The organism is Bacillus sp. CPT56D-587-MTF, assembly GCF_058792335.1.
In genome coordinates, this window is record NZ_JBYTEF010000006.1 from 35,033 (window position 1) to 52,840 (window position 17,808).

Annotated in this window: 14 protein-coding genes and 2 pseudogenes; 10 read left to right on the forward strand and 6 right to left on the reverse strand. The window is 34.5% G+C overall.

Annotated elements, in window-relative coordinates; all coding sequences use genetic code 11:
• Nucleotides 1-25: 25 nt before the first annotated feature.
• The 4 genes from AC3WVZ_RS33235 (at nucleotide 26) to AC3WVZ_RS33250 (ending at nucleotide 3,881) form a co-directional block, all read left to right on the forward strand.
• Entirely contained in the window at nucleotides 26-367 is a 342-nt protein-coding gene (locus AC3WVZ_RS33235; protein ID WP_492310918.1) for a hypothetical protein, read from the forward strand.
• 119 nt (nucleotides 368-486) lie between these two features.
• Entirely contained in the window at nucleotides 487-843 is a 357-nt protein-coding gene (locus tag AC3WVZ_RS33240) for a glycosyltransferase (protein WP_233937098.1), read from the forward strand.
• 124 nt (nucleotides 844-967) lie between these two features.
• Complete coding sequence (locus tag AC3WVZ_RS33245; protein WP_233937100.1) at nucleotides 968-1,318, forward strand: hypothetical protein; 351 nt, start codon at nucleotides 968-970, stop codon at nucleotides 1,316-1,318.
• A gap of 1 nt (nucleotide 1,319) precedes the next feature.
• Nucleotides 1,320-3,881: an ATP-binding protein gene (locus AC3WVZ_RS33250; protein WP_233937101.1), complete on the forward strand. Its 2,562-nt coding sequence runs from the start codon at nucleotides 1,320-1,322 to the stop codon at nucleotides 3,879-3,881.
• A gap of 92 nt (nucleotides 3,882-3,973) precedes the next feature.
• Here the strand turns inward: AC3WVZ_RS33250 and AC3WVZ_RS33255 are convergent, their stop codons facing one another.
• A complete protein-coding gene (locus tag AC3WVZ_RS33255; RefSeq protein ID WP_098126939.1) occupies nucleotides 3,974-4,195 on the reverse strand; it encodes a transcriptional regulator in 222 nt (73 codons plus the stop codon).
• A 455-nt stretch (nucleotides 4,196-4,650) separates the two neighbouring features.
• Here AC3WVZ_RS33255 and AC3WVZ_RS33260 point away from each other — a divergent pair, with 455 nt between their 5' ends.
• Nucleotides 4,651-5,235 carry a MerR family transcriptional regulator gene (locus tag AC3WVZ_RS33260; protein WP_233937102.1) on the forward strand — a complete coding sequence of 195 codons (585 nt, stop codon included), beginning with the start codon at nucleotides 4,651-4,653 and terminating at the stop codon, nucleotides 5,233-5,235.
• A 104-nt stretch (nucleotides 5,236-5,339) separates the two neighbouring features.
• On the opposite strand, the gene AC3WVZ_RS33265 is transcribed toward AC3WVZ_RS33260, so the two are convergent.
• The 4 genes from AC3WVZ_RS33265 to AC3WVZ_RS33280 form a co-directional block, all read right to left on the reverse strand.
• Nucleotides 5,340-5,702, reverse strand: coding sequence for a hypothetical protein (locus tag AC3WVZ_RS33265; RefSeq protein ID WP_233937103.1), 363 nt, complete (start codon nucleotides 5,700-5,702; stop codon nucleotides 5,340-5,342).
• On the reverse strand, nucleotides 5,668-6,729 hold the full coding sequence (locus AC3WVZ_RS33270) for a ParM/StbA family protein (RefSeq protein ID WP_098126935.1): 1,062 nt from the start codon (nucleotides 6,727-6,729) through the stop codon (nucleotides 5,668-5,670). Before AC3WVZ_RS33270 ends, AC3WVZ_RS33265 begins: the two co-directional genes overlap by 35 nt.
• Nucleotides 6,730-7,009: 280 nt before the next feature.
• Entirely contained in the window at nucleotides 7,010-7,960 is a 951-nt protein-coding gene (locus tag AC3WVZ_RS33275) for a tyrosine-type recombinase/integrase (RefSeq protein WP_233937104.1), read from the reverse strand.
• A 1,389-nt stretch (nucleotides 7,961-9,349) separates the two neighbouring features.
• Complete coding sequence (locus AC3WVZ_RS33280; protein WP_233937105.1) at nucleotides 9,350-10,378, reverse strand: Replicase RepFR55; 1,029 nt, start codon at nucleotides 10,376-10,378, stop codon at nucleotides 9,350-9,352.
• A gap of 440 nt (nucleotides 10,379-10,818) precedes the next feature.
• On the opposite strand from AC3WVZ_RS33280, the gene AC3WVZ_RS33285 reads away from it, so the two are divergent.
• A complete protein-coding gene (locus tag AC3WVZ_RS33285) occupies nucleotides 10,819-11,994 on the forward strand; it encodes an AimR family lysis-lysogeny pheromone receptor (protein WP_233937106.1) in 1,176 nt (391 codons plus the stop codon).
• Between the two features lie 421 nt (nucleotides 11,995-12,415).
• Here AC3WVZ_RS33285 and AC3WVZ_RS33290 read toward each other — a convergent pair whose 3' ends face one another.
• A complete protein-coding gene (locus AC3WVZ_RS33290) occupies nucleotides 12,416-12,823 on the reverse strand; it encodes a helix-turn-helix domain-containing protein (RefSeq protein WP_179871737.1) in 408 nt (135 codons plus the stop codon).
• A gap of 127 nt (nucleotides 12,824-12,950) precedes the next feature.
• Here AC3WVZ_RS33290 and AC3WVZ_RS33295 point away from each other — a divergent pair, with 127 nt between their 5' ends.
• From AC3WVZ_RS33295 to AC3WVZ_RS33310, 4 genes and pseudogenes are all read left to right on the forward strand, one after another.
• Complete coding sequence (locus AC3WVZ_RS33295) at nucleotides 12,951-13,181, forward strand: helix-turn-helix domain-containing protein (protein WP_196477471.1); 231 nt, start codon at nucleotides 12,951-12,953, stop codon at nucleotides 13,179-13,181.
• Between the two features lie 68 nt (nucleotides 13,182-13,249).
• Nucleotides 13,250-14,689, forward strand: a pseudogene (locus AC3WVZ_RS33300) (MSCRAMM family protein); the annotation flags it as partial.
• Between the two features lie 626 nt (nucleotides 14,690-15,315).
• Complete coding sequence (locus AC3WVZ_RS33305; RefSeq protein ID WP_233935059.1) at nucleotides 15,316-17,136, forward strand: reverse transcriptase/maturase family protein; 1,821 nt, start codon at nucleotides 15,316-15,318, stop codon at nucleotides 17,134-17,136.
• Between the two features lie 43 nt (nucleotides 17,137-17,179).
• Nucleotides 17,180-17,785, forward strand: a pseudogene (locus tag AC3WVZ_RS33310) (prealbumin-like fold domain-containing protein); the annotation flags it as partial.
• Nucleotides 17,786-17,808 lie beyond the last annotated feature (23 nt).

Sequence of the window (17,808 nt, forward strand, 5' to 3'; positions counted from 1 at the left end):
GATATTATCGGTTACATCGGAGAGGGTGAAAACATTGGAGAAATCAAAGTTTAGTAAACCTGTTGCATTTAATAAAAAGAATCTGAAAGATCGTATTATGTTACAGCATGTAAAACGTCGGAATTTTTCAGGCTATGTAAAAAAGCTAATTTGGGAAGATATACCGCAGGAAAAGAAAAAATCACTTCATGAGGATAACATAGAGAAAGTAGATTCACCGACAAAACAAGAAAAACTGCCAGTAAAAAAAGAAAAAAAATTAAGTGCTGCAGAGCGAATTGAACAAATAAAACAACAAACAAAAAAGCAGCAGCTTTCACAAAGCTCACTGCCTGTTTATTTACCCAACAAAAATATTAACAAGTGATCCAATGATCGCGCCTACAACAGCAGCAATAGCAACATGCATATTGTTAGACCTCCTACTTTAAGTATTTATTTGTAGTATGTGTAGTTCATAAAAAAATATACGAGAGGTGTTACAGCATGACGAAAACACAAACAATCCCTTTTCGAGATTTTATGGATGGTTCATATAAAAACAAAAAGAAAAAATCTGATGTTGAAGTTATCGGAAAAGTAATCAGCGCAATTGCACCAGCATTAATTCTCATCTTACCAAAGAGCATTTTGGCAGCAGGATTGAATGGGTCATTCGGAAATATTCACGAAGCAGTCATGAGGGGATTTGATGCGGGTCTGGTACTCGTTATCGTATTTGCAGGCGCATCTTGGGGATTAGGGCATCGAACAAAAGCGATAGAGATATTAATAGGTGCATCGTGTGGGTATATTTTAGCGAGACATGCGATAGATATCCGTGACTTCTTAAAATCCATATAAAGAGGCGATTGAACATGTTAAAACAAATGGCCATTACATCTTTAAAAATGATTGCTGGGATTGTTTTGGTTAAATTAATTGGATTTTATATGCGAATGTATGGACCAATAGGAGGATGGTTTTAATGAAATTTGTATTAGAAGGCAGAAAAATGGTTGCGGCAAATTCGGGTTATATTGGCGAAAAACCAAAAGAAGGTTCGTTCATGGATATTATAAATGATTTTAGCGATAGTATCGTAGAAACAGAGATCGAGTTCATTCTGAAACCGATCGGCCATTTTTTCAAGGAAAGCGGTTTGTTACTTTGGGATTGGATTGTAATGAATTTGCCAGACATTATGGGTTACGGTGCACTACTCACGGCGGCTTGTATCATAATTGGTGCAATGGTTCGAAAAGGTGGCATGATGAAACCTCTTGCATATTTTGCTGGTGCACTTATTATAGCAGTTTGTATCTTGGGAGGTGTATAACATGATTCATGGTGATAACTTTGTGATTGTTGATATAGAAAACACCAATTTACCTGTTGTACAAGAGCCTATTTACTTACCTGTTCCATATGAAAAACCAAAGAAAGTGAAAAAAAACTGGTTCAAACGTACACAGACGTACAGTTTAAAAGAGTTTTTAACTGTTGAACGCAATGAAATGATTGTATACCGCATTATTCCTCATGCGGATGTATCGAACAATACAAAACGTTTATGGCGAGCAATCTATAAAATGTATGAGATGTATGAAAGTAGCGGCAGCAGACTGGTGCGTAACGGTTTGAAATTTCACTACAGGGAGAAAGATTATTTTTGGTTTGATGTCGTTTTTAAACAGAGAAAAGGCAAAAAGAAAATAGAGTTTTATGTAGGAACAAGCGAGTACCAATCGCAAAAATTAAAGCGCAAACTTGAAAATAAGATGAGTGTCACAATTAAGGAGGCTTCAATAGATGATATACAGATACCACATGAAAATACGATTGTGCAAGAAATGCGTTACTTGAAACATGATGTCTTTTCCTTAAATACAAACAGCAATGATACCAAAACTCCGATTGCTAATATTATGAGTGTGATTGATGAATTGAACAATGACGGTGATATGTGCCGATTAAGTGTATGTAATGAAGCTGAGAACCGTCAGAAGTGGATTAAAAACGCATCCTGGGCCTTTGAAAAAATAAAGAAGGGAAAACCACCACAACGAGCCAATATGAGTGGTAGACGACTGATAATAGGAGCTAAAATTGGTATTGCTGGAGTTGTGAACGAAATTAATGATTTATTGACAGATACATTCCAGGCATTTTCGAATGCATTTTTCAAATCTGATAAGAAATTCAGTAAAGAAGGAGTAATAAAAAAGGTTCATACTACGGTCGATGAAGTTGGAACAAATCGTGTGAACTATGAAAAAGGAAATCAGCCTGTTTTTAAAAGTCGTATACGTGTAACAGCTCATTCTCATGATCGATTAACCAGGGAAACGATGAGCGAAACATTAGCGCTTTCTACGGCAGATTTGACAGAAACAAATGAATTGCATGGTATGAAAATCAAAATCGGACAGCGTCGGACAGAAATATTAAATGAATTAAATACACTAAAGTTATCGAAAAAGACCAGGTTTGATCCAAATGTAAATTTAATCAGTACTGATGAAATGAGCAAATTGGCTTTGCAAATGCCAGTGAAGGAGCTGCAAAGAAAATATGCTGATGCATTGAGTGTGAAAAAGAAAGTCGAAATTGAAATCCCGGCTATTATGCGTGATGATACGGGGATATTCTTAGGGCATGCAGAGTTAAAAGATGAAAAAATACCAGTATATATGCCTGTTAGTAATCCTGATAACTTTTACAGGGGGTACGTATTTATAGGTGGGCAAGGTGCTGGGAAAGATAGTGCCATTAAAAACTTCGTTGTTGAAAGCAATTTAAAACACGGAATCGGCTTTGTTATACCAGATGCCATTGTAGAAGAAGGAGAACGCGGCATGGCCGATGGGATACGCGATGCATTGCCACCAGAACGAATCATTGATCTTGATTTAAATGATGAGGATTATATACCGCCTTTAGATTTAACAGAAGTTATTACAAAACTAGGACGCAATGGTTCTTCCAGGTTTGCTGATGAAATGATTGATTTTCTACAAATTGAGGGATTGAGTCGAAGCGAAAAGTATTTAACAGATGCGGCAAAGGCGAGCAAAGGAAGCCTGTTTAATATCAAACGTATTATAGAGGATGAGGATTTTCGAGTAAGTCGTATTCAAGAATTAGTGAATGAGGGGAACTTACGTCTTGCTAATGAACTGATTCAATGGGGAGATAATGAGCAATTAGGAAGTAAATGTGATCCGATTTTAACCAGATTGAACCGATTTTTTGGGAATGAACGACTGTATGATATCTTCGCACAAGATCCACTAAAAGACCTGGATTTCGCTAAATGGATGCAGGAAGGAAAAGTAATAATCTTACGGGTCCCAAACGCTAGAGGATTGGGAGAACATGCAGTGAAAACGTTGGTTCATTGGATTACACTTAAGACTTTCATGACAAGGCTTCTAATGAGCAAAGAAGAACAGAAAAATGGTACATTTATTGTATTTAATGAACCAGAACAGTATGAAAGTGAAGGTTTAACGAAATTAATGGGGCGCATTGGTACAGAAGGACGTAAGGAGCGCTTAGGGAGCATATATGCATTCCATCATTGGAATAAATTACAACCATCATTGCAGGAGAATTTACAAGGTGGTGGAGTTCAGCAATTCCTTTTTATGAATGATCATACCAGGACTTTTGAATTGTCTAAACATAGATTTGAAGAAACAATTTCATTAGAGCAAGCATATAAAATCCCTGCACATCATGCGATTATAAGCGTAAGAGCTGGTGGAGAAATGCAACCAGCATTTATTTGTAAAATGGCACCTCCAATAAAACAACAATATAATAATAGTTTTCTTACCAAAAGGCATTCACGTATGTATGGTCGATCCTGGACGGATTTACAAAAGCAATATGGATGATATTTTTGTAGGCAGTTTGCATAGTACGGAAACTATACAAGATTAGTAAAGCACAAGAATAGTTCTTGTGCTTTTTATATTCTCTCAAAATACTAAATATCAAAAAAATCATTGTACTTAGCTTGAGGATCAATTTTCTTAATAGCTTTTATTACAGCTCGAAGGATTGGCACAGATGGGATGTGTTTTTCATCATTGCAAAGATGATGACATGTAGTACGTCCAATTTTAGCTATTTTTTGGAATTCTTTTTGTTCAATTTTCTTATTATCTAACCATTGTCCAAATTTTGTACGCTTTTTTTGTCTGGACATATATTTTTCACCTCTTTTTATATGTAACTATCATTAGGATGGACAAAGTTATATTTTTTATACTTGCCAATTTGAAAATATATATCATATGTTCGTCAGGGCGAACATATAATAAAGTAAATTCATAGACAGCAAAAAAACTGTAAATATTTCTTGGAATATAGCATACATATACATTGCAACACTTGTTGATAAAAACATGTATAGTGACAAGTGTTGCATAGCTGCTTTCGTGAAAAGATTGTAATTTTATTAGATTGATAGTCGATTTAAGAGAGCATTGCGATAAAATCGCAATGTTTTTTAATGTTGTATATATGCTAGGATATCGATCTTATTTTATTTGCCTGTATCGTTAACTATTTTTGTTATTCAATAAGAGGTGATTAAAATAAAGTTCAAAGGCATGTCTTTTTTGATGTAGAATAATAACAGAACAGGAGGTGGACGTGTCCATGGACGATACCATGAATATGGATAATACTACACAAGAAAAAGCCTATTGGGCTGCGGAGGTTGCGGAGCGCCTTAAAACAAATACCTCTACATTGCGTAATTGGACAAATGCATTAGAAAAAGAAAGTTATCAGTTTATTAAAGATGCTAACGGACGTCGAGCATTCCTAGAAAAAGATATTGAAAATCTAAAATTACTCCAGAAATGTTTGAAAAATAATATGAGTATGAAAGACGCTGTCCATGCTGTTATATCAAGTGTTGAAGGGCAAATACGGACAGGTGTTGTCCGTGAAAAAGACCGTCCTTTAATACGTCCGTTAAGTGAGGACGCTGTAGAAAGAATTGTAAATGAGGCATTAGAAATTCAACAAAAAGAATTTGAAGAAAAAATAGAGAAACAGAATAAAGATTTCGAAAAAATGCTGAATCAAAAACTGACGGAACAGGCAGAATTCATTTTAAAAAATATAAATGAAATAACGGAAAAAAGGGATAGAACAGCCTTGGAAGTAGAAGTTGAAAAAATAGAAGAAACTAAAAAAAATGGATTTCAAAAATTATTAGGTTTTTTTAAAAGTTAAATTTAAAAAAGAGTTGCCCTTATATTAAGAGCAACTCTTTTTACACTGTACTATGCACAAGAACCATAATCTGTGTTATCTAATGAATCCTAAGTTCTATTTTGTTATTTTTTAACTTTTGCTTGTGCACTCGCCAAGATTGCTAAATAATCTTGATCGTGCGGATCAGTCTCTTCTTTTATAATTTCTGTTTGAGATATGGTGTTTTCTTCAGTCTGGACATTGGTGTGTTCTGTTGTGGAAATAGGTGTTGGTACTCCTCTAGCAAGTAACATTGCTAATTTCATGGTATCAGTTATCCCATGTAATTCCATAAGATTTGACCAGGCAGTTAATACTTCTTGTATCTTTTTATTTTCATATCCCTTTTCCCCAGAACCTTCTTTTTCCCAACGTTTTACTAGTTGGTAAGCCTCTGGGGCTTTAATTGGATTAATTGACATTTGAAGTTTCTTTGGTTCCATCATCTAAGGGTGCACCACCTTTTGAGCGATAAGCAGCACTAATCATTTTCCATAGCCCTAAAACATTTGCTTCTTGACCTTCTTCACCTAAAATAACGAAATTTTGATTTGGTTTAGAAGCTAAACGGTCTTTATGAAGCGAAGCGAGTCCACCAGTCCAGAGAACTTTCCCATACGAGGTAATATTGTATTGGTTTTCTAATAAATATTCAAAAATACTTTCTAAGTGTTGATCTAAAATCTTAACAATTACTTTATCTTCGGCTATTGGATGAAGATCTCCATCTTTTAATACGCCATGTTGAAGAATTAACGGTATATTAGATAATGTTTTAAAGTAGGGTAATTCTCCATATAACTCAATTAGACGTTTACGGATTTTAATATAGGCATTATCTACACCTTCATTGCTGTAGTTATCGTCTGTTACAAAATTATTTGTTACAACAGCAGGGTCAAATGTTCCAGCTCCACCATCACAAACAAGTACTTCTTCTTCTTTTTTTATTTTCTTCTCACTTAGCGCATACATATAAGAGCCTAGCGGCTGAGGCAATACAAGTACATCAGTAATGTTGATAGTAACATCGACACCAGATACTGTAATTACTTTCGAACCTGTGTATTTTTGCTTTAGCTTTTCTTCGCATTGTGCATAGTGTTCATTAGGAAGCATTAAACCAAGAATAGGAATCTTAATTTCTTTTGCTGTTGGGAAATCTTTTGCAATAAATGCATACAGCATTAATTCGTAACGTTCAGAGAAATAGCGATCCGCTTTATCGATTGTTTGGGCGCGTTGCGGTTTTAATTTCGTTTTAATTACATCGCGTCCTAAATAAAATAAATCCGTTTTATTTAAACTATACGTATCGAGATTAGATGAATTATATCCTGTTGGTTTTTGAGCGATGACAGAGGAGTCCACCTCTACAAGCCCCTTGTCATTGAATTTTCGTTTAGAGAAACCATTTCCTAAATCTAAAGTATACAATGATTCAATTACTTCTGTTCTTAAAACATTAACCATTATATGACCTCCAATTAATCATTTTTAATTTCGATAAATTATCGAAAAATTATCGATAATTTGTTGTTTGATTATATTATACTATCCTTATTCAAAAAGGTAAAGAACAATTATCAATAAATTATCAATAATTTTTCTTTAATTTATCGTTCATCCCAAACTTGTTTCAATGCACTTTGATATGAATAATAAGTTATTGATAACTTATTATTCAATTATCGTTACGAGAGAACGAAAGAATAATCAATTAAAAGCCCTGGTGTTTTAGATACCAGGGCTTTTATATATTCAATCTGTTATCTTTCCTTTGCAATTCATTCCAAAACTGAATGTATCTATGCAGCGCCTCAACGCTTTTTAAGCCTAAATACGCTTTAATTTCAATGGATTTCATACCGTTTTGTAAAGAATTTAAAATGAATCGATTCCGCAACATAGTAGGGGTTACACGAATTTCAGCGCGTTTCACTTCTTTTTGTAGCATTCGTTGGACAGCGATTCTAGTCAATGCAGCGGGTTGATCTTTGTCATAGTCCCAGCGGAACGTTTGCGGAGCGAAATCGAACGCAACAAAGAAAGGATCTCCCGTTTGCTGGCGTGGTCGTATGAGTCTTGGAATCTGTTTGTAATAGGAAAGGGCAAGCTTTACATCATCTTTGGATAGCGTAATAGAGCGTTTATAAGCATGTAATCCTCCTGGCGTGATGGTATTTGTTCCGAAGTGAACATCATGCATAGAGAGCGTGATAATGTCTTGTATGGATAGCCCATAATGTAACATGAAATGAATCAATAAAAGATTACGTTTCATAATGAACTTTCTTCCTGACGCCTGGTATTCCGTCAATCCGTTATAGCTGCGCATGACGCCTAATAACTTTTCTATCTCTTCATCGGATGCAAAGTGTTTAGAAGTAAGCTCAGGAGGCGCAACGTCGCTTTTTAAACGATCTGCGGCACCATGAAACTGTAAGAAATTAATTAAAATGCCTCGTACACGCTTCACATTAGAAATTGAAGCCTCACGTTCCTTTCTAAGGCATTTTAAGTAGCGCTCCAATGTATTTATATCAAAAGAGCGAAAAACATCTTCTGGGGGCAATTGAAGTCGTTTCTGAATCCATGAAACAAATAAGATCAGATCATAGCGGTATTGCTTCAAGGTGGACGGTTTACGACCACGTTTTAATAAATCAGCAAGAAAAAAATCAACAGCGGAATCCCATGTCATGGCTATATACTCCTTTGTCCTAAAAATTGTGTACCGCAATTGTATCAAGAAACCACAAAAACAAGCCATAGGGGGTTCTAGGTCCTGTTGTTTGTTACAGCAGCTGTTCCTTAATTTTGTAGCAAAGTCACGCTTACCGATTCGTTCAGGGCCACTACGAAGAAGATCGAGCCTGTCTAGAAATGACGGGAGTTCCTGTGATGATGGGTATCTTTGCCCATCCCCTCGAAAAGGGGGAATAAGAAAAATCATTGCGAAAAACCCTTATTTATAAGGATTTTTCGTTACTCATAGAATATGTGTTTCAAAACATATACAACTATGTTGACATGTTTCAAATACGATTAAGTTGTATTTTTGAAATGAAAAAAGCTATATTTTTAGCTATGTCATAAAGTGTACTTTTTGACACGGGGTATAACGTCTAAATAGCATAAGCTTATTCCCCCATTTCGGGGATTTGGGCAAAAACATCCGTGATTGTTTTGACACCAGGGGAGAGGAGATGACCGAGGGTTAAGGCTGGTTTTTTGGGGGTTAGGGAGGTGGGGGGCGGCGGAGCGGCGCGCAGCAAGCGAGAGGAGTGAGCTAAAGGCGAACGAAGGAGGAGAGAACGCCGAGTTTGTTGTGTGAAGTGAACGATGCCCGCCGCGCCGATTATGTAGTTTTTAAAACTTTTCCCTTGCCCTGCTATCTGATTCATTCGAATCGAGATACCGGAACAAGGAAAGCTTCAGGATTTCATCTGGTTTAGCGAAGACATAGGGAATCCCGAAACCTCCCTATATATCAACGATTTTTGACAATCGTAAGTGATGAACCAGACGATGAACGCAAGCATCACAGTTTCATGCCTAATTCATCAGTAATTCATAAGGTTAATTTGTGCATATAAATCTCATATTTGTTTGAATACGTTTGAAATACGGATTTTAGTATTTTTCTAGTTTAGATGAATGATTTTCACATATTGCATGAGTATTGTTCGTTTTTTGAGATATAAGATTTTTTAAGATGGTTGTAAATATTTTAAAAACTAAAAGGTAAATTAGAAATATAGGATACTCTTATTTATTAAATCTTGTTTTAAAAGAATTAAAAACATTAAATACATTAGGATTTATTTTGGAGCTTTTATTCTTACTCTCCCAAGGTCTTAGAGATTTTTTCTTATTCAATTCCTTATTTAATTGCTGATGAAAGTTAGCTGGCATTCTATGATAAATCTCACATGTTTTTTTGCTGAAAGCGGCGCTAACACTCTAAAGTTAAATAATGAGATTAATAGATTCTAAAAATAACAATCATGATTGCATGACAAAAAGCCTTGTCACTGTCATTTTTTTGAACAAGGCTACAGTATTCTTATTTTGTTGTTAGGCACAGGCTTTAAGAGTTTGGATCTAGACATTTCCGGAATACATCAAATGAAATCTTACTCTTATAAGGCTTTCCAAATGTCGTAGTAGCGAAATATTCGTTTGCTTCACGAGTACGGCGTTTTCTAAGTTCTTTTACACTATTCGTATACATTTTTATGAAATGTGCAGGGGTACTTACATCTGCTTGGTTATATTCAAACCATTGTACACAATCTTTGAAAATCTTTTTTGTATCTCGATCTATATCTGCTGGCATACGTAAAGCAATTGTATAAGCATCTTTTTCAGTTATATTTGTGTCTTGGGTTAGAATGTACACATAAAGTTTCTGTTGTGCTTCACTCATGTGGTCATTCATTTCTTCTAATCTTGCCACCAGTTTATCTCGTAAGTTAGCTTCTAATTTTTTATCTTTGTCAGAATTCGTTTTTTGTTCTTCAGCTTCTACTTCAACAGGTTCGACAGGAGTGAATAAATCGAATCCATGACATGTAGAAACGGGAGTATCCTCTTTTTTATCTGTATCCTTATGTTTTTTCTTACCAATTTTCTTGGACAGAAACTCTGTAAATGTAGAAAAAATATTGATTGTTAATGCCCATTTTTGCTTAAAATATTCAATAATTTTCAAGTAATTATTATGTAGGCTTAAAATGTAGATAGATGGCGCAATTTTATTGTGACGTCTGGTTTTAATTTGATGACATACTTCCAGATCTTCTAGCCAATTCAGAATAAAGTTGATTAGTGGTACAGAAATACCCGATTTTTGGCTAATTTTCTCTTGTCTAACTTGAGAAAATCCCTCTTGAACAAGGTAGGAAAGCACGGTTTCAAGTGCTTCATATCGGCGTGGCGTTTTCTCGAAGTATTCTTTTGTAGTTTTACCTTCACATTCGAATAGAATACTATCAATATCTTTGATTACACTTTTGACTGCTTGATTGATAGCTCCCGTCTTACATTTAGGAATACGATATAATCGAGGGGATAGTTCTCGTTTTGCTGTACTTAGTAAAAAATTAGTTAATAACACAAAAAGACCTCCTATTTTTCCCCAGTACACACTCTCAGAAAAATATTGGGAAAATAGCAGTTCTTATTCACATAATTATCGCTTTGTGTTATAATTTCTATATAAAAGCGAATATTTTATATGTAATATAAAGAACCTCTACTTTCTGGGATATTTCAATTGGCGCTAGCTTGCCGGCCTGTTACCAATTGAATATAGACTGAGTGGGGTTTTTTTATTTGTTTTTTAAGTAAAATCTATTCTTCTTCTATTTTACAAGTCACAAGCATTAATATCAACACTAAAAATGTGAACTCTGTATAATGAGTGTGAAGTAATTAGTTTTATTTTAAATAATCAGAAAATTCAGTTAAAATTATTTCATAAATTCCTGAATCTCCTTATGATAAAATTAATGAACATAGTTAAATTAAAATAGAGGATTAAAAGGGTGAATTTCTATGTTTGATATACATAAAAGAATGAACTTGTATCTAGAGTCTTCTAAGTTAGAACATAAATTGGTTGCAAAAGAATTAGGCATACCAGAAACTACATTCTCAAATTGGTATACAAAAGGGCAAAATATTTCAATATACTCACTAATGAAAATTTCAGTAAAATTGTCTCCTTTAGATCGGAATATTCAAGAAGATGATCTTATTCAACATTTAAAGAAACACAGTAGACAAAACCTAAATGTGAAAACAGCATTTCTAATTGCACATTTAAATGGTTTTGACAAATTATTAAATTACATAATTGATTTATGTGAAAAGCATTGTGAATTAGAAATGCAGAGATGTTTTAAGATTTTCCGTTTGTTTAAATATCGCTTAAATAAATCTAAGGGATTGGAAGAAATCTTTTTAGAAATTGAAAGTTCAAGACCGTTAAACAATAAAAAACATTTCCAAGTTGGTATGTTTTGTGACATATTAAGTATGTTAATTTTATGTGATTCAGGAAAAGTTGATTTAATGGAAACCTATAAGCAGAGGATAGAAAAAAATTTAAAATTATTGAAAAATAAAGAATTAAAGAAGTTATATAATTTTTGGATAGAAAGTATATGGGGTTATGGGGTATTAAGAGGTAATGATATTGTTGGTTTTCAAAAGATTTATAAAGGTTTAATGGAGTTTGATGATTTGAGTTTTTTTCCAGTAATGCAAGCTGTGATAGATAGTAGAATGGGAGAGAGTAACTTATTCTCGAATGAAAAGGATGCATTTTATTATTTAGAAAAGGCCTGTAATGTTTTATCATCTCTAGGAGAAAAACATAAATATAAAATTGCATTAAATACTTTAAATTTCTTGAGAATAATAAAGTGGAAAGACATTGATAAAATCGATATGAACACCTTAGATATAGCAGAAAAAAGCTTGTATTTCATCAAGGATAATGAGGAGGCCCAAGCTAATAAATTACTAGATTATCTTGAACAAAAAAACAAGTGTTTAAGTCCTATTCAGCGTGTCTATAGGGGGATGGCTAATAATGATTTAAATGAAATTTCAAAGGCTATTGATGCAATGAAGGCAAAAAATGACTTTTTTTATGCAGGATTTGCGCAACAAATCTTTAATGAATATAAAGAGAAAAGTATTCAAAGTATTGGAAAGGGATTTTAAAAATGAAAAAAGTTATCTTTATTCTGATAATGTCGTTTTTAGTTCTAATTAGTAGCGTAAACTTAGGATTAACAAATGAATATAATAAAATAAAAAATGTACATTTTGAGTCGCAAGGATTGCAAAAAAACAATATCCTTATGATGAGGACTGATCCCGGGGGTGGAATGTAGAGTAATAACAAAATGAAAATATGTAAAATCACAAAAGACGTCGTAAATACGATGTCTTTTGTGATTTTATAAAGGATTTTATTAGTACGTAAGCAGGAATTTATGAAATTCAAAATTATAAAAGGTGGCGCTGTTTAATGATCTTAGACAAAGAGTTACTACTAAAAATTCTTGAAAATATTGATTTAGAAACATTAGGAGACTGGATAGATTTATGTGGAGATATCTCTAAAAAATAAGTTTGTATGTCACTTTTTCAGTTGTTTTCCTTTTTCTTTTTCATCAACCTCTATTAACAGAAAATTGGCGTATCTGAGTAATTCTTTTTCTATATATGGTTTATATTCTTCTGGGACACTCATGTATTTATCATAAAGCAATTGTGATAAGCGATGGACAGGGTCTTCTTCTCCTTCTACTCTTTGAAGAAGTTCATCATCGCTTATCATATGGTTTAATAAATATGCTTCACTAACATTAAAATAATTAGCAATTTCATGGATTTTATTGATTCGTGGTATTTTTTCTCCTGTTTCCCAGCTGGAAATAGTTCTGTAAGTCGTATTGAGATCTGCCGCTAACTCATACCTATCTAAACCTCTTATGGTTCTGAGCTTTTTTATATTTTTTCCCAGTATATTTTTTTTCATATCAATAATCACTCCTATACTTATTATAATAAATGCAAAAAAACTTAATGTAGGAAGCTTTGGTGTAAAAATTACATTTTAAGTGTTGACAGGCACCTTTAAGGTGTTTATTATGTATTTAGGAGGTGAGAGAATGAATAATTGCGAACAAAAAATTTCGATTATTAAAAATATTAGAAATGAACAAGGTATGCTTCTTAAAAAAGTTGCAGCAGATTTAAATTTAAATAAAAGTGTACTACAGGCCATTGAATCTGGAAGAAAAAGTACAATTGCTGAACGTGCACATAGTATTGCCGCTTTTTATAATCGACCAGTTGAAGAATTGTTTATACCTACTTATTATCGAGCGCGAATTGTATAAATCAAAAACCATAAGAAATTGTTTAACTGTTCTTTGAAAACTTAATGACTCTAAAGGAGCTGTAAGAAATGATATTGAAACGATCGTATCAAGCACTACTACTCATCACGAGTGTACTCTTATTGGTGATGAGTTTCTTCATTCCTCTCAACAAAGCAAGTGCCGAGATAATCAATCATGAAAAGTACAACATGGATTGGTCATATTCTCCACAGTATGGGAAAGAGGTGCGGACAGAACTACTCAAGAATGCAAGTGGTCAAATAGCTTATTGCCTGGTATACGGCCTGAAATCACCTAATGGTCAAGACCTTCCTGAGAGCGGACGAACAAACGATATTGTGTACCGTGTCTTGTTAAATGGATACCCACAAAAGAGTCCAGAAGAATTAGGGGTTTCCACTTGGGAACAGGCGCATTATTCGACACAGCTGGCCTTATGGAATTCATTGGGGCAAATCAATACGGCAGAATTACAATTTAAAGATGCAGCTGTTGAAAAAGCAACGAAAGCAATCATTCATGCAGCGGATCAGAGTCAAGACACACAAGATGTATACATGAATGTAGTTCCAACAGATAAGAAAGAAGCACAGCTAAACGGCGAATATTTTGAAACTACAACATATACAGTACAAACAAACGCGAAAAAAGGTACTTTCAAGGTACAAATGAACAATGCACCACAAGGTACACGTGTTGTTACAGAACAAGGTGAAGCCAAAGAAATGTTCCTGATAGGAGAAAAATTCCGTATTCAAGTACCGAAATCCTCTAAGAGTAACGAACTATCCTTAAAAGTTGTTTCAAATCTAACGAATTACAATGCGATTGCATATAAGGGAACTGAAACCATCCAGGATGCAACGGTTTTGTTAGAACGTAGTACAGAGCAAGTAAGTACAGACTTACAAGTGTACTGGAAAGCAAATGGTTCACTCAAAGTAATGAAAGTGGATGAGAACAAAAAGCCACTTCCAGGTGCAGTATTTACAGTCTTAAATAGCGGTCAAGAAGTTATGGGAACGATTACAGCTAATGAGAACGGTGTAGCCGAACTTGGTAACTTAGAGTTAGGTACGTACACGGTTAAAGAAGTAAAAGCACCTACAGGGTTTGTTTTAGATGCAAATCCTAAAACATTTGAAGTAAAAACAGGCGAAGTTGCTGTTGTTGAAATGAAGAATGAACAAATCAAAGGAAATGTACAGCTTTTGAAAGTAGACCAAGATGGTAAGAAAAAATTGGAAGGCGCAGTATTTATCCTTGCGGATGCAAAAGGGAATGCAATACATGAGTACACAACGGATAAAGATGGCCTAATCAAAGTTGATAATTTGAAGTATGGGGAGTATCAATTTATCGAAAAATCTTCTCCAGTGGGCTACATCTTAGTTAAAGAACCAATTCCTTTCAGCATTAAGGAAAATGGAAAGAAAATCGAATTAATCGCAAAAAATACAAAAGCAAAAGGAACGATTGAAATTACAAAAGTAGATGTAGCGGATGTGCGCCCGTAGGGTCGCTTTAACAAATCATTAGGTGGCACTAATGTAGGGAAAGATCACATGTATACCCTATCATCAATCAACTAACCTGAAAGAGAAATCGGAAGGGGACAATAGCATGTTGATAAAGCTCTAAGTTGGCGAACTATCCCGTCAAGACTGAAGAGCAAGGTGAAATACTACAAACAAGGATGAAAGCTAAACTGCTTGAATGATAGCCTGAGGGAGTATAATGTCGCTAGTAGCGAAAGATAGTTAGAAACGTTACATGGTCCCGATAGAGTTGGAACCAAACTCTATGCAGGGAAAAGAATACCGTCCGCGTTCTTAATCCTAGTGATCCAGGACCACCCATCCTCCATAAGAGGAAAAAGGCGAAAGTCACACCCGATATTGTAGAAAGCCAGTTGTTAAAGTGATAAACGGGGATTACCTAAATCAAAATGCCTAATATTATTACAGGCTATTGAGAATGACTTCAAGGCACTGCCAAGAAGTGTGACTCATGAAAAATTGACAAGGTAACGGAGTTTTCGTAGTAGTCTGAGTTGGGGAAAGCCTAATACATGGCGAAGGGAAACAGCCTATTCTATCTTAAAACAAAATTGGAAAGTGTGTGAGACGCTATGAGAAATCCAAAAATAGTTTTAGATAATCTATCTTCCCATGCAACAAAAGAGCATTACGTATTTGAAAAGTTATATCGCAATCTCTATAACCCAGAATTTTATTATTTGGCCTATCAGAAGATGTATGCGAAAGAAGGGAATCTTACAGCGGGAGTAAATGACAAAACGATAGATGGAATGAATGTGGACCGAATTGCTGAGTTAATTAGCCAGCTTAAAGCACAAACGTATCAGCCTACACCGGTTAAACGAGTATATATTCCTAAAAGAAATGGAAATAAACGGCCATTGGGAATACCTTCATTTGAGGATAAGCTCATACAAGAAATAGTAAAAAACATACTTGAAGCTATTTACGAGAAGCATTTCTCTACATCTTCTCACGGATTTCGTCCAAATAAAAGCTGCCACACTGCTTTAATGCAGTGTAAAAATACCTTCAATGGAGTCAAATGGTTTATTGAAGGAGATATCAAAAGTTTTTTCGACCATATTCATCACCATATACTCATTAAACTATTGCGTAGAAATATTAAGGATGAAAAATTTATTAACCTAATCTGGAAGTTTCTGAGAGCTGGGTATATGGAAAATTGGGTATTTCACAATACATATAGTGGAACTCCGCAAGGTGGAATTATCAGCCCTATTCTTGCCAATATATATCTAAATGAATTAGATACATATATTGAAAAATATAAACTTAATTTTGATAGGGGACAGAAAAGACGACAAACAAAGCAGTATGGGACGTTGCATGCCAGAGAAATGACATTGAAAAGGAAATGTAGAGAACATTGGCATACATTAGATGAGAAAAAGAAACAAGAAATTAAGAAAAAATGTAAAGAAATATCAAGTATGAAAAGAGCTATATCTCAGGGCGAACCAATGGATGAAAACTATAAAAGGCTACAGTACGTCAGATACGCAGATGATTTTATTCTAGGAGTAATAGGGAGTAAAGAAGAGGCTATACGACTCAAAGAAGATATACATAAATTTCTTCGAAATCACCTCGGTCTTGAGCTATCCCTAGATAAAACTCTTATCACGCATAGTAGTAAAGCAGCTAAATTTCTCAGTTATGATATTAAAATAAATCGCTCCTTACAAGTAAAGAAAACGAAAAGAGGTTATCTTAGAAGAACGCAGCTAGGAGTATGTCATTTACAACTATCTAAAGACATATGGTTTGAGAAGTTACTAGCTTTAGATGTTCTTTTTATTACAAAAGAGAATACATGGAAACCTAAACATAGGGCTTACTTAATCACTAAAGACGACCTTGAAATTTTAAGTATATATAATGCTGAAATTAGAGGACTGTATAACTATTTCAAACTAGCCTGTAATGTAAGTACTCTCAATAACTTTAAATACATTATGGAATATAGCATGTATAAAACTTTCGCGGCCAAATATAAAACATCAATCGGTAAAATACGTAAAAAATATAACATTAATGGAAAATTCGCTGTTACATATAAAACTAAAAATGGAATAAAAACACGATTCTTATATCATGAGGGATTTCAGTGGGTCAAGAGTATTAAAGATAAAAATATAAATATTGATGAAATTCCCAATACATTAACATACACATGGCGAACTAGCCTAACTGAAAGACTTTTGGCTGAAAAATGTGAATGGTGTGAGTCAAAAGGAATTAAAATTCATATTCATCACATAAGAAAGTTAAAAGACTTAAAGGGGAAAAAGCTATGGGAACAACAAATGATAGCCAGACAGCGAAAAACGTTAGCTCTATGTGAAAAATGCCATCGAGACCTACACGCAGGAAGATTAGATGGATAGGTGGAAAGCCGTATACCTCGAGAGGGGTACGTACGGTTTGGGAGGGAGTATTTGGAAACCTATTGTAGAAATACAAAAAGGCGCTGGGTGCTTACCTTACGGAAATAACAAATTACCAGGCGCAGAGTTTACAATTTACAACGAAAAAGGCGAACAAGTAGTAAAGGGCAAAACAAACGAGCAAGGAATTGCGAAATTTGAGAAGCTTCCAGCAGGGGCATATACGTATAAAGAAACTCTCGCCCCAGACGGCTACCTAATTAACGAAGAGACATTCTCTTTTAATATCAAAGAAGATGGTCAAATTATCAAACATACAGTACAAGATAAGAAAAAAGAAATTCCACCAACACCAGAAAAACCACAACCAGAAAAGCCAGAATATCCTCAACCACAACCGGAGAACACACCACAGGTGATTGAAAAGCCTGTAACAACACCAGAGAAACCACACATCATTGAAAAACAACCAGAACAACTAAAACAAATCAAAGAACAACCGAAGAAAGTAGAAAGTCATTTGCCAACAACAGGCGGTAAAGCGGAAAATCCATATTGGAAATGGATCGGGGTTACACTTGTAGTTCTAGGCGGTATCGCAGCTGTTCATGCAATTAGAAAACGTAAAGAACCAAAAGCAAAAATATAAAAACACTCTCAACTGATAAGGGA

What these genes read in the sequence shown, in the direction of transcription:
- AC3WVZ_RS33255 (WP_098126939.1), bottom strand. Translation starts at nt 4,195, where the DNA reads ATGTCCAGACAAAAAAAGCGTACAAAATTTGGACAATGGTTAGATAAT.
- AC3WVZ_RS33305 (WP_233935059.1), top strand. Translation starts at nt 15,316, where the DNA reads ATGAGAAATCCAAAAATAGTTTTAGATAATCTATCTTCCCATGCAACA.
- AC3WVZ_RS33270 (WP_098126935.1), bottom strand. Translation starts at nt 6,729, where the DNA reads ATGGTTAATGTTTTAAGAACAGAAGTAATTGAATCATTGTATACTTTA.
- AC3WVZ_RS33240 (WP_233937098.1), top strand. Translation starts at nt 487, where the DNA reads ATGACGAAAACACAAACAATCCCTTTTCGAGATTTTATGGATGGTTCA.
- AC3WVZ_RS33295 (WP_196477471.1), top strand. Translation starts at nt 12,951, where the DNA reads ATGAATAATTGCGAACAAAAAATTTCGATTATTAAAAATATTAGAAAT.
- AC3WVZ_RS33245 (WP_233937100.1), top strand. Translation starts at nt 968, where the DNA reads ATGAAATTTGTATTAGAAGGCAGAAAAATGGTTGCGGCAAATTCGGGT.
- AC3WVZ_RS33275 (WP_233937104.1), bottom strand. Translation starts at nt 7,960, where the DNA reads ATGACATGGGATTCCGCTGTTGATTTTTTTCTTGCTGATTTATTAAAA.
- AC3WVZ_RS33265 (WP_233937103.1), bottom strand. Translation starts at nt 5,702, where the DNA reads ATGATGGAACCAAAGAAACTTCAAATGTCAATTAATCCAATTAAAGCC.
- AC3WVZ_RS33250 (WP_233937101.1), top strand. Translation starts at nt 1,320, where the DNA reads ATGATTCATGGTGATAACTTTGTGATTGTTGATATAGAAAACACCAAT.
- AC3WVZ_RS33285 (WP_233937106.1), top strand. Translation starts at nt 10,819, where the DNA reads ATGTTTGATATACATAAAAGAATGAACTTGTATCTAGAGTCTTCTAAG.
- AC3WVZ_RS33260 (WP_233937102.1), top strand. Translation starts at nt 4,651, where the DNA reads ATGGACGATACCATGAATATGGATAATACTACACAAGAAAAAGCCTAT.